The sequence below is a fragment of the Frigoribacterium sp. Leaf415 genome (assembly GCF_001424645.1).
In the GTDB taxonomy this organism is placed as follows: domain Bacteria; phylum Actinomycetota; class Actinomycetes; order Actinomycetales; family Microbacteriaceae; genus Frigoribacterium.
Map to the genome: position 1 here is coordinate 1,554,387 of NZ_LMQR01000001.1, position 12,316 is coordinate 1,566,702.

The 12,316-nt window shown below is 71.7% G+C and carries 10 protein-coding genes; 3 read left to right on the forward strand and 7 right to left on the reverse strand.

Translation table 11 applies throughout. The features are described 5' to 3' along the window. Position 1: 1 nt before the first annotated feature. Together ASG28_RS07140 and ASG28_RS07145 are read right to left on the reverse strand one after the other, a co-directional pair. On the reverse strand, positions 2-835 hold the full coding sequence (locus ASG28_RS07140; RefSeq protein ID WP_055973515.1) for an aldo/keto reductase: 834 nt from the start codon (positions 833-835) through the stop codon (positions 2-4). After that, a complete protein-coding gene (locus tag ASG28_RS07145) occupies positions 835-1,209 on the reverse strand; it encodes an FKBP-type peptidyl-prolyl cis-trans isomerase (protein ID WP_054144963.1) in 375 nt (124 codons plus the stop codon). The genes ASG28_RS07140 and ASG28_RS07145 overlap by 1 nt, the downstream gene beginning before the upstream one ends. Positions 1,210-1,454: 245 nt before the next feature. On the opposite strand from ASG28_RS07145, the gene ASG28_RS07150 reads away from it, so the two are divergent. Then, positions 1,455-2,798, forward strand: coding sequence for an MFS transporter (locus ASG28_RS07150; protein ID WP_235477664.1), 1,344 nt, complete (start codon positions 1,455-1,457; stop codon positions 2,796-2,798). An 85-nt stretch (positions 2,799-2,883) separates the two neighbouring features. On the opposite strand, the gene ASG28_RS07155 is transcribed toward ASG28_RS07150, so the two are convergent. Continuing rightward, positions 2,884-4,260, reverse strand: coding sequence for a PrsW family intramembrane metalloprotease (locus ASG28_RS07155; RefSeq protein ID WP_082454479.1), 1,377 nt, complete (start codon positions 4,258-4,260; stop codon positions 2,884-2,886). An 85-nt stretch (positions 4,261-4,345) separates the two neighbouring features. On the opposite strand from ASG28_RS07155, the gene ASG28_RS07160 reads away from it, so the two are divergent. Next, a complete protein-coding gene (locus tag ASG28_RS07160; protein ID WP_055973518.1) occupies positions 4,346-5,479 on the forward strand; it encodes a YihY/virulence factor BrkB family protein in 1,134 nt (377 codons plus the stop codon). Positions 5,480-5,544: 65 nt separating this feature from the next. Here the strand turns inward: ASG28_RS07160 and ASG28_RS07165 are convergent, their stop codons facing one another. The 4 genes from ASG28_RS07165 to ASG28_RS07180 form a co-directional block, all read right to left on the reverse strand. Next, positions 5,545-7,062 carry an aspartate ammonia-lyase gene (locus tag ASG28_RS07165; protein WP_055973522.1) on the reverse strand — a complete coding sequence of 506 codons (1,518 nt, stop codon included), beginning with the start codon at positions 7,060-7,062 and terminating at the stop codon, positions 5,545-5,547. A gap of 163 nt (positions 7,063-7,225) precedes the next feature. Beyond that, positions 7,226-7,435, reverse strand: a complete 210-nt coding sequence (locus ASG28_RS07170) for a hypothetical protein (protein WP_043596441.1) — start codon at positions 7,433-7,435, stop codon at positions 7,226-7,228. Further along, complete coding sequence (locus ASG28_RS07175; protein WP_082454480.1) at positions 7,435-8,715, reverse strand: inorganic phosphate transporter; 1,281 nt, start codon at positions 8,713-8,715, stop codon at positions 7,435-7,437. Before ASG28_RS07175 ends, ASG28_RS07170 begins: the two co-directional genes overlap by 1 nt. A 110-nt stretch (positions 8,716-8,825) precedes the next feature. Next, positions 8,826-10,385 carry a carboxylesterase/lipase family protein gene (locus ASG28_RS07180; RefSeq protein ID WP_055973525.1) on the reverse strand — a complete coding sequence of 520 codons (1,560 nt, stop codon included), beginning with the start codon at positions 10,383-10,385 and terminating at the stop codon, positions 8,826-8,828. A gap of 144 nt (positions 10,386-10,529) precedes the next feature. On the opposite strand from ASG28_RS07180, the gene ASG28_RS07185 reads away from it, so the two are divergent. Continuing rightward, positions 10,530-12,278, forward strand: coding sequence for a cation:proton antiporter (locus ASG28_RS07185; RefSeq protein WP_055973527.1), 1,749 nt, complete (start codon positions 10,530-10,532; stop codon positions 12,276-12,278). Positions 12,279-12,316 lie beyond the last annotated feature (38 nt).

Here is a 12,316-nt window from a genome sequence, read left to right on the forward strand (position 1 = left end):
TCTAGAACTCCTCGTGCGTCAGCGGGTCGCCGTCCCACAGCCGACCGCGCTCGAGGCCGCTGAGCGACTCGACCTCGTCGGGCGTGAGCTCGAAGTCGAAGACGTCGAGGTTCTCGCGCTGACGACCGGCGTCGGCCGACTTCGGCACGGGGACCGCGCCGAGCTGCACATGCCAGCGGAGGACGACCTGCGTGGGCGTCTTGCCGTAGGCCTCCGCGATCGCGATGACGCGTGCCTCGTGCAGGAGTTCGCTCTGCTTCGCGAGCGGGCTCCAGCTCTCGGTGACGACGCCCATGCTCTCGTGCACGGCGCGCAGCTCGGCCTGCGGGAAGTACGGGTGCAGCTCGATCTGGTTGACCGCGGGCACCACGCCCGTCTCGTCGGCGACTCGCTGCAGGTGCTCGGCCGTGAAGTTCGAGACGCCGATCGAGCCGACGAGCCCGTCCTCCTGCAGCCGGACGAAGGCCTTGAACGTCTCGACGTACTTGTCGATCCGCGGCAGCGGCCAGTGGATCAGGTAGAGGTCGACGAAGTCGAGGCCGAGGTTCGCCCGGCTCTCGTCGAAGCTCGCCAGGGTCTCGTCGTACCCGTGGTGCCGACCGGGCAGCTTCGTCGTGACGACCAGGTCGTCGCGGGACACGTCGCTCTGACGGATCGCCGCCCCGACGGCCGCCTCGTTGCCGTAGTTCAGCGCCGTGTCGAGCAGACGGTAGCCCGACGAGATCGCCGTGACGACCTGTGCCGTGCCCTCGTCGCCGTTCAGTCCGTAGGTGCCGAGGCCGAGCTGGGGCAGCGTGCGCCCGTCGTTGAGGCCGACCGAGGGGGCGACCGTCATCAGCTGACGCCGAGCAGGTCGATGACGAAGATCAGCGTCTTGCCCGAGAGCGGGTGGCCTCCGCCGGCGGGGCCGTAGGCCAGGTGGGGCGGCACGACGAGCTCGCGACGTCCGCCGACCTTCATGCCGGGGATGCCCTCCTGCCAGCCGCGGACCAGGGCCTGCAGCGGGAAGTTGATGGCCTCGCCGCGGCTCCACGACGAGTCGAACTCTTCGCCGGAGTCGTGCTCGACGCCGAGGTAGTGGACGTTGACGGTCGAGCCGGACTGCGCTTCGGCTCCGTCGCCGACGGTGACGTCGGTGATCTTCAGCTCGGTGGGGGCGGGGCCGGTGGGGGCGTCGATCTCGGGCTTGGTCTGGGGGTCGTGAGTCATGCCGACCATCCAACCACCCCGCCGAGGGGCGGGTCGGCCGCTCGCGTCCTCCCTGCGAGGCTCGAGAAGCCGACCCACGTTCGCACCGAGAACAAGTCATCGATGCGAACACATGGACGCTACTCCCGTGATGTCGCGCCGCCAAATCGGCCGAGAGCCGGCCCGGACCGAGTCGCGCGGGTCGCGCCGCACGGGCCGCGCCACCCGGGCCTGCGGCAATCTGCACGATCGGCAAGAATGGCAGCTTGTCCGCCACCCCGCCTCCGTCACCGCCGTCGCCCCGCTCTGCGCCGCCGGCCCGTCGCCCGCTGTTCGTCGACGTCACCCCGCTCCGCACCAGCCCCGCCTTCGCCCGGCTGTTCGCGGGCAGCGCCATCAGCGGCATCGGGACGCAGCTCACGCTCGTCGCCGTCGGCCTCGAGATCTTCGAGATCACCCGCTCGACCTTCGCCGTCGCCCTGGTCGGCGTCGTCTCGCTCGTGCCGATGATCCTGGCCGGTCTCTACGGCGGCATGCTCGCCGACGCCTTCGACCGGCGGAAGGTCGCGCTGGTCGCCGCCGTCTTCGCCTGGCTCTCGACCGCCGCCATCGCGCTGCACGCCTACCTCGGACTGCACGAGGTGTGGCTGCTCTACCTGTTGACCACGGTCAACGCCGTGGCGGGCACGATGATCGCGACCTCCCGCGCCTCGATCGTGCCGCGCCTCCTGCCCCGCGAGCTGCTGCCGGCCGCCTCGGCGCTGAGCGGCATCAGCATGGGCCTGATGCTGACCGTCGGGCCCGCGCTGGCCGGCGTGCTGGTCGCGGGCGTGGGGTTTCCGTTGACGTACACGGTCGACGTCGTGCTGTTCTCGACGGCGTTCCTCGGGATCGTCACGCTGCCCCCGATCCGGCCCGAGGGCGAGACCCAGCGCCCGGGGCTCGAGTCGCTGCGCTTCGGTCTGGCGTTCCTGAAACGGTCGCCGAACATCCGGACGACCTTCGTCATGGACATCGTGGCGATGACGTTCGGCATGCCCCGCGTGCTCTACCCGGTGGTCGGCACGCTCGTGATCGGAGGAGGCGCGGTGACGGTCGGCGTCCTCTCCGCCTCGTTCGCGGTGGGGGCGCTGCTGAGCAGCGTCTTCTCGGGACGCCTCGGCCACGTGCGCCGTCAGGGTGTCGCCGTGCGGTGGGCGATCACCGCCTACGGGCTCTGCATCGCCGCGTTCGGCGTCGTGCTGCTCGTGACACCGGCCCACGGCGGCGACGTCACGGCGGGACTCGACCAGGCGAACCTGGCCGCCCTCGGCGGGGCGGCGATCGCGCTGGCCGGAGCGGGTGCGAGCGACAACGTCAGCTCGATCTTCCGGTCGACCATCCTGCAGTCGGCCGCACCCGACGCCATGCGGGGCCGCCTGCAGGGCATCTTCATCGTGGTGGTCACGGGCGGGCCCCGGGTGGGCGACCTGTTCGTCGGACTCGTCGCCGGCATCGCCGTCTTCTGGCCGCCCCTGCTCGGCGGGCTCCTCGTCGTGGCGCTCGTCGCGCTCGTGGCCCGACTGACCCCCGCGTTCGGACGCTACGACGCCGAGGCACCGACTCCCTGACCCGAGGCGGCGGTGGCGGTGGCGGTGGCGGTGGCGGTAGCCGACGCACCCGGGCTCGAGGCGGGAGGGTTCGTGGAGGCGCGCGTCACCACCCGGGGCCGGACTGCGGCGAACCGGGGTGCCCGGGCCCCTGCGGCGGCCAACCGGGGTGCTGCGGGTACCCGACGAAGGCCGTGGGCGGAGCCTGCAGGGCGACCCGGCTCGCGGTGAGGGCGGAGAGCAGTTCGGCCTCGTCGCGTTGGACCGCCTCGTCGAGCGCGCGGCGGCCCTTCACCAGCCGCTGGCGGGTGAAGGCCAGACGGGTCGCGTTCGAGATGAAGACCTTCATCGCGGGTCGGATGCCCCGGGACGCGGCCCACGACCGCGCACGACGCCGACCGGCGCTCGACGAGAGCATGCCGACCTCGTCGGCACTGAACCAGCCCACCGCGGCGTACTCGGCGAGCCGGTCGTGGGTGACCCTCCGCTCGTTGCGGCGCAGGAACACCACGAGCAGCACCATGGCCACGAAGATCGGCACCTGCACGAGCAGGTAGTAGACGAAGAAGCCATCGCCGACCACGAACAGGGCACCGTTCCACAGCGCGTGCAGTCCCGCCGCAGGGACGAGGCCGACGAAGAACCAGCCGATCGCGCCGTAGGGGCCGGTCCGGCGTGCCGCGAGACCGAGGGCGAAGCCGGTGCAGGCCGTGTACATCACGTGCGCGAACGGCGACATCAGGGCGCGCACGAAGAAGACGTAGGCGAGGCCCTGGCTGCCCGTCGCGAGGTCTTCTCCGACCTGCAGGGCGAAGTACTGGATGTTCTCGACGAAGGCGAAGCCCGCCGCCACCGTGGCCGCGTAGACGATCCCGTCGACCGGGCCGTCGAAGTGCCGTCGGAAGATCCACAGGACGAGCAGCACCCCGAGCCCCTTCGCGCCCTCCTCGACGAGCGGCGCCTGGACCACCGCCCCGAGCACGTCCTCGAGCCCGCTCGACCGGACCCCGAGCACCGACCGCGCCGTCGTCAAGGCGATGTCGACGATCAGTGCGGTGCCGACCGCGACCGCCGCACCCCAGAGGAACGCGAAGAGCAGCGCCACGCGCGGCTCGGGCTCCCATCGGTCGACCAACCAGATGCCGACCAGGACGATGGCCAACGGGACGAAGGCGAGCAGGCTCCCGGCCAGCAGGACGGCGGGCTGGACGAAGATCAGGAAGTACAAGCCGACGGCCAGGGCGAAGGTGCCGATCACGGTGAATCCCACCGCGAGCGCCACCGCGCTGGCGACCCGGCGTCGCGGGGTCGGCTGCACGAAGACCGGCTGCACGGGGTACCAGACCGGCTCGGGGTTGACCGCCGGACCGTGGCCCGGCCACCCGGCACCCGCCGTCGGGGTGACGGACGAGGGATCGGCGTAGGGCGTCAGCGGGCGTCCGTACGCGTCGTGTCCGACGCCGCGGGGATCGGACCAGGTCATCCCCCGACCCTACGGGCTGACGCCGGGGTCGGCGCGGGGTGCGAGACGGGCCGCGACGTCCCGGACGGCCCGGTAATCTCGCAGGATGGCCCCGACGCGTTCCCTGCCCGAGGACCCGTCGCTGTTCCGGTACGTGATCATGCGGGTCTGGCACGATTTCCTGCGCCACCGCACCATCGACGCCGCCGGCTCGCTCACCTTCTTCTCGATGCTCGCCCTGGTGCCCGGCGCGCTCGCGCTCGTCTCGGGGGTCGCCCTGTTCGTCGACGACGGCGACGCCGTGGACGAGATCCTCTCGGTGGCCCGGTACGTCCTGAGCCCCGACGCGATCGAGACCCTGCGCTGGCCACTCGAACAGATGCTCAGCCTGTCCAACCCCGGCGTCGCGTTCGGCATCGGCCTCTGGCTCACCCTGTGGTCGCTGTCCGCCTACACGACGGCGTTCGGCCGGGCGATGAACACCGCCTACGAGGTCGAGGAGGGACGCCGCATCTGGAAGTTCCGCGGCCACATGATGATCGTCACGCTCGTGCTGATGGTGTCGTTCGCCGTCATCGCGGTCATCCTGCTCGTGACGCCCACGTTGAGCGACGCGGTCGCCGCACGGTTGGGCATCGGCCGACCGTGGACCGACCTCTACAACGTCGTCAAGTGGCCCGTGCTCGTGGTCCTGGCCGTCCTCTCGGTCGCGATGCTCTACTTCTTCACGCCCAACGTGCGACCACCGCGCCTGCGCTGGGTGTCGTACGGAGCCATGGTCGCCCTCGGCGGCTGGGCCGTCGCGACGGTGGGCTTCGCGGTCTACGTCGCGACGGTGTCGAACTACGACCGCTTCTACGGCTGGGTGGGCGGCGTCGTGGTCGTGTTGCTCTACGCGTACATCAGCAACTTCGTGCTCGTGATCGGCGGCGAGCTCGACAGCGAGATCCTGCGCATGCGTCAGCTGCGTCGGGGGGTGCAGGCCGAGGAGGTCATCCCTCTGCCGCTGCGTGACACCGCACGCAACCACATCCTGGCGCGCAACCTCGCCTGGGACGTCCGGGTGGGTCGGGCGATCCGCGAGCGGGCCCTGCGCGAGAACGGCGGCGTGCTCGAGCCCGACGAACTGCGGCGCGTCCATCTGCGGGGTGATCGCGACCGGCCGGCCGACGAGCGGCCCCAGGCCGCGCAGCGAGCCGACCAGGTCGACCCGAGCACCCACGCCCCGTCGACGCCTTAGCGGCGCGGACCCTCAGGAGGCGCGGTGCCGGTCGACCGACGCCGCGCCTCCTGCCTGTGGTCCCGTCAGCCGGCGGTCTCGTCGCCCGGGTTGCGGGCGCCCGACGTGTTGGCGGCCCGGGCCACCGCCGCGGCGGGGTCGTCGACGTCGATGACGGTGATCGCGCTGGTGATCGGTGCGAGCCCCGAGAGGCGGGCGGGCGAGAGCACCTTGCGCACCTGCTCGTCGGTCATCAGGCCGGCCGCGACGACGAGCGGCGCGATCGCCGCGTTCGTCGTCAGCGCGGTGTGCGCGATCGCCGCGGCCGCCGTGTAGCCGATGTAGGGCGTGAGCGCCGTCACGCTGCCGACGTTCGTCTCGACCTGCTGGGTCAGGCGGGCGCGGTTCGCCTCGATGCCGTCGACGCAGTTGATCCGCAGCGTCTGGCAGGCGTAGGTCATCCACTGCAGGCTCTGCATGACCGAGTGGGTGATGACGGGCTCGAACGCGTTGAGCTGCAGCTGCCCGGCCTCGGCGGCCATCGTGACCGTCACGTCGGCCCCGGCCACCGAGAACGCGACCTGGTTGACCACCTCGGGGATCACCGGGTTCACCTTGCCCGGCATGATCGACGACCCGGCCTGGCGCGGCGGCAGCGTGATCTCGCTGATGCCGGCCTGCGGGCCCGACGACAGCAGTCGCAGGTCGTTGCAGATCTTGGACAACTTGATCGCGCTGCGCTTCAGGGCGCCGCTCAACGTCATGAAGACGCCCGTGTCGCTCGTCGCCTCGATGAGGTCGGGGGCCGTGACGAGGTCCATGCCCGAGAGCGTGCTGAGGTGGCGGCGGACGGCGTCGGCGTAGAGCGGGTCGGCCGTGATGCCCGTGCCGATGGCCGTGGCACCGAGGTTGATCTCGCCGAGCAGCGGCACCACGTCGCGCAGTCGCTGGACGTCTTCGGCCAGGGTGTGCGCGAAGCCCGTGAACTCCTGCCCGAGGGTCATGGGCACGGCGTCCTGCAGCTGGGTGCGGCCGACCTTGAGCACGTCGTGGAACTCGGCGCCCTTGGCGGCGAACGAGTCGGCGAGCAGGTCGAGCTCGACGAGGAGGCGGCGCAGGGTGAGCACCATCGCGATCTTGATCGAGGTGGGGTAGGTGTCGTTGGTGCTCTGGCTGCGGTTGACGTCGTCGATCGGGTGCAGGTGGCGGTACTCGCCCTTGGCGTGGCCGAGCAGCTCGAGGGCGCGGTTGGCGATGACCTCGTTGCTGTTCATGTTCGTCGACGTCCCGGCGCCGCCCTGGATGACCCCGACGGCGAACTGGTCGTGCAACGCGCCGCCCCGGATCTCTTCGCAGGCGCGTTCGATGGCCTCGGCCTTGATCGGGTCGAGCACGCCGATCTCGACGTTGGCGCGGGCCGCCGCCTGCTTCACGAGGGCGAGGGCCGTGACGAGGTCGGGGTAGACCGAGATCGGCCGCTGCGAGATCGGGAAGTTCTCGAGCGCCCGGGCGGTGTGGATGCCCCAGTAGACGTCGGCGGGGACCTCTCGGCTGCCCAGCGAATCGGTCTCGGTGCGGGTCGGTGCTGCTGTCTCGGTCGTCACGTGTGGTGAGCCTCCGTCGTCAGTCGGGGCCCGGTCGTCGTCGACCGGACGCTTCCGTCGACCCTACCGGCGGGACGGCGGACGGGTCCCTCCCGGGGAGGCGCGGCTCGGCCGCCCGGGACGGTCTCGCCCCTGGGGACGAGGCGACCCGAGGGGTGCCGGGTCAGCGGTGGAAGCCCGGGACGATCAGGTAGATGCCGTACAGCACACCGAGGGCGCAGACCACGAAGCAGGCGTACCCGGCGGCGGTGCGGACGGGCGTCCGGCCCTCGACGGTCAGGAGGCGCAGGCCGAACGAGTAGAGCGAGACGAGGGCGGCGGCGGAGAAGAGCGCGACGAGCGCCACCACGACGAAGGCGGACCAGTCGATCATCAGCGCACCTCGTCATCGGCCGGCGCCGTGCCGCGGGGGGCGGGGACGGGCTCGGGTGGGTCGTCCATCCGGACGAAGGGGGCCTCGACGCCGGACGCCGGGGTGTCGACGCGGCCCTTGCGGACGGCTCGCCGGGCACGACGACGCGAGAGCACCGAGGTGGCCGCGACGTCGACCTCGATGGCCGAGCCCTGGTCGTGCGGTCGACGGCGGGAGAGGACGAAGATGCCGGCGATGACGACCGCGCCGACGACGGCGTCGATCACGAGTCCCGTGACGCCCAGCGTGGCGATGAGCGCCGCGACGGCACCGACGGCCGCCGAGGCGGGCAGCGTGATGAACCAGGCCACGACGATCTTGCCGGCCGTGCCCCACTGGATCTTCGAGCCGCGGCGTCCGAGGCCGGCGCCGATGATCGATCCGCTCGCGACCTGCGTCGTCGACAAGGCGAAGCCCAGGTGGCTCGAGGCCAACACGGTCGCGGTGGTCGACGCCTCGGCCGAGAAGCCCTGCGTGGGCTTGACCTCGGTGAGGCCGCCGCCCATCGTCTGGATGATGCGCCAGCCGCCCGTGTACGTGCCCAGCGCGATGGCGAAGGCGCAGACCACGACGACCCAGAAGGGCGGGCCGGAGTCGGGCGTGAGCAGCCCGCCCGCGATGAGCGTGAGCGTGATGACGCCCATGGTCTTCTGCGCGTCGTTCGTGCCGTGTGCCAGGGCGACCAGGGACGACGTGAAGATCTGGCCGTAGCGGAAGCCGCCCCGCTCGCTCTTGTCGTCACGGCGTCGGGTGATCGTGTAGGCGAGACGCGTGGCGGTGTACCCCACGACGCCGGCGATCAACGGCGCGAGCAGGGCGGGCAGCACGACCTTCGACAACACGACGCCGAAGTCCACCGACCCCATGCCGGCACCGACGATCGCCGCGCCGATCAACCCGCCGAACAGGGCGTGCGACGAGCTGGACGGCAATCCGCGCAGCCACGTGAACATGTTCCAGACGACGGCGCCGATGAGGCCGGCGAAGATCATCTCGGGGGTGATCTGCACCCCGCCGTCGCCCTCACGGATGATGCCGCCCGAGACGGTCTTGGCGACCTCGGTGCTGAGGAAGGCCCCGACCAGGTTGAGGATCGCCGCCACCGTGACCGCGACCTTGGGCTTCATCGCTCCGGTCGCGATCGGGGTCGCCATGGCGTTGGCCGTGTCGTGGAACCCGTTCGTGAAGTCGAAGAAGAGTGCCAGCGCGATGACCAGGACGACGATGAGTGTGATGTCCACCGGCCTGAGTGTCACAGTTGGGTGGACGCGGGTCAACTCGACGGTGACCTACGGGGTACATCTCGGTGAACGGTGGGTGACGCAGGCCGTCGCACGGCCGTGGGCACGCCTCAGACGTGCGGCACGAAGTCCTGCCAGGCCCGTCGCCGTTCGCCCCGCGGGTCGTGCTCGACACGGTCGCGGGCGTCGATGATCAGGGTGCGCCTCCGGTGCGGGTCGTAGGTCGGCCAGTCGGCGACCGCCCCCGTGCGGACGAACTCGAGCCAACGCGAGCGCGTCCGCGCGGCCGTCCGCAGGAAGGCCCGGCGGCCGCCCAGCAGGCTCATCGCCCACCCGAACGCGGAGCCCATGCGGTCGTAGATCGCCCAGAGCTCGAGACCGTGGAACGCGTCGACCCCGGCCGTGCGCAGGATGCGGGTCGTCGCGTCGAACCGGTAGAACCGGACCGGCTGGTGCAGCGCGTGCCGCTCGGCGACCTTGACGCTCGGGAACCAGAACGCGTAGTCGCCGCCGAAGTCGAGGGCGGCCGGGCGGGCGGGAAGCCCCGGGTAGTGCTTCTTGATCGCCTTCCGCGCCTTCTTCTCGGTCGCGGCGAAGATGGCCCGGATGCGCGGCTTGGTCGTGGCGAGGATGTCTCGGCGCCCGGTGAACACCGACCCCTCGCGGTCGTTCGTGCCGATGATCAACGGCACCGGGTGGGCGCGGCCCGCCTTGAAGGCGTCGAGCGGGCGTTCGGGCAGGAACTCGCCGTCGATGACCGGGCTGAAGCAGATCGTGCCGGGGTCCTCGTCGGGGATGCGCAGCTGCAGTCGGCTGGCCGCCCGGACGATCGCGGTCGTCGGTGCCTCGGCGAGCATCGTCGCCGCGTCGTCGACGCTCGTGGCCTCGAGGTCGTCGTCGTCCAGGTCGTGCGCCAGCAGCTCGAGGAACTCCCCCGCCCAGCGCTGCGTCACGTCCGGCGGGTAGATCGCGTTCGGCGGCGCGCTCTGCGCGACGACCCCGCGGAACAGGCCGCGAGCGCGCGGCACCGTCATGAGGGTCGTCACGGCGTTGCCACCCGAGCTCTCGCCCGACACGGTCACGCGGTCGGGGTCGCCGCCGAACGCGGCGACGTTGTCGCGGACCCATTCGAGGGCGGCGACCTGGTCGCGCAGCCCGAGGTTGGAGTCGAACGGGCGCTCCGGGGTCGCCCAGTGGCTGAAGTCGAGGTAGCCGAAGGCGCCCAGCCGGTAGTTGAGGCTGACGTAGACGATGCCGCCCTCGCGGACGAGCGTCTCGCCCTGTCTCGGGAACTCGCGCGACGACCCCACGCTGTACGCGCCTCCGTGGACGAACACGAGCACGGGCAGCGCGTCCCCCGGCGCGGTGCCGTCCGGCGTGATCACGTTGACCGTCAGGCAGTCCTCGCTGAGAGGGGTGGTGGCGTCGACGCCGACGAACTGGACGCGGTCCTGCGGGGCGGCGGGGCCGAACCGGCCGGCGTCGCGGACGCCCGTCCAGGCCGCGGGCGGCTCGGGGGCCCGGAACCGGAGGCGCCCCACGGGTGGTGCCGCGAAGGGGATGCCGCGCCAGGCGAGCACGCCGCGCTCCCGCACGCCGCGGACCTCGCCCGAGCGGGTGGTGCGGACGAGGTCGGGGGCCGGGACGGTCGCCCGGGGCTGTGCGGTCACGCAGCGATGTTACGGGCCGTCGGACGGCCGACCGGGGCCGTTCACCCGACGTTCTCCTAGGGGGTGCCTGGGAGGATGGGTCGGACTTTGCAGTCGGTGCACATCGCACGACTGCCCTCGACGACTGGACGGAGCCCGGCGCACATGGAACTCGGCGAGCTGCTGATCATCTTGACCGGGTCGCTCGTCGTGACCGCCTTCGCCCGCTGGCGGGGGCTGCCCGCCCCTCTGCTCACCGTGGGCATCGCCCTGCTCGTGTCGTTGATCCCCGGCGTGCCCGACATCGAGATCGACTCCGAGGTCATCCTGACGGTGGTCCTGCCGCCGCTGCTCTACTCGGCCGCGCTCGACGTCAGCCTGCTGAACTTCCGCGAGAGCCGGGTGCAGATCGCCCGACTGGGCGTGGGCGCCGTGATCGTGACCGCGTTCGCCGTCGGGCTCGTCGCCTACGTGATGATCCCCGACATGACCCTGCCCGCCGCACTCCTCGTCGGGGCCGTGGTCGCGCCTCCCGACGCCGTGTCGGCGGCCGCCATCGGCCGCAAGCTCGGGCTGCCCCGCAAGGTGATGACCGTGCTGTCGGGTGAGAGCCTGATCAACGACGCCGCGTCGCTCACCCTGGTGAAGGTGTTCCTGGCGATCGTGGGCGGAGCGAGCCTGACGCTCTGGGACGACCTCGGCATCTTCGGCCTCGCGATCGGCGTGGGCGTCGCCGTGGGCCTCGCGCTCGGCTTCGTCGCCCACCGGGTGCGGATGCGCATCGACGACCCCGTGGTCGAGAACGTCATCGGCCTCCTGCTGCCGTTCATCGCCTACATCGCCGCCGAAGAGCTGAGCGGCTCGGGCGTGCTCGCGGTCGTGGCCGCCGGGCTCTACGTGGGCTTCAACTCACCCCGCACGGGCTACGCGACCCGCCTGCAGGAGCGCCCGTTCTGGTCGGCCGCCGACGTCGTGCTCGAGGGCTTCGTCTTCGCGCTGATCGGCCTCCAGCTCCGGGCCGTCGTGATCGACGTCAGCGAGAGCGAGCGCGGCCTCGGACAGAGCGTCGGCGTCGCCGTCGCCGTCCTGGCCGTGGTCGTCCTCGTGCGGCCGGTCTTCGTGTTCGGCACCTACCACGCGGCCCGGGCGGGCCGGTACCTCTTCCTCTCGACGGTGCTGCGGAGGCTCCGCCGGGTGCCCGCGCTCCGCCGGCTGCGGCGAGCGCCGGCGTTGCGGACGGTGCGCTACCACCCGCAGCCCCGAATGGACTGGCGACAGCTGAGCGTCATCTCGTGGACCGGCATGCGGGGCGTGGTCACCCTCGCCGCGGCCGTGTCGATCCCGGCGGTCACCGAGTCGACCATCCCCGTGCCGGCGCGCGACACGATGTTCCTCATCGCGTTCATCGTCACGGTCGGCACCCTGCTGCTGCAGGGACTCACGCTGCCGGTCGTCATCCGGGTGCTCGGCGTCCGCGACGACACGCAACGCGACCGCGACCTCGCCGCAGAGCTGGCGGTCTTCGCGACGAGCACGGACGAGACCATGGCCTACGTCGCCGAGCGTCGCGCCGAGTGGGAGAAACGGTGGGGGCCCGAGCTCACGGAGCGCGCGGTGCAGCTCTCGACGACCCGACTGCTGCGACAGAACGAGGCGCTGCAACGCACGGCCCTCGACGACGCCGACGAACGGGACGTCTCGGGGGCCACCGCCGCCCAGCGCGCCCGCCGTCGTGCGGCACCCCAGGCGCTCGGCTCGATCCGACGCGAGCTGCTCGCCAAGCGACGCGAGGTGGTGCTGCGCGAGCGGGATGCCGGCGCCCTGGACGAGGAGGTCATGAGGCGGGTGCTGCTCGGGCTCGACGCCGAGGAGCTCGCGATGGACACCTCGGCCTTCACGAGCACGAGGTCGTGACGCCCGCGCGGCGTATCGTGAGCGGCACCCGCGGCGAG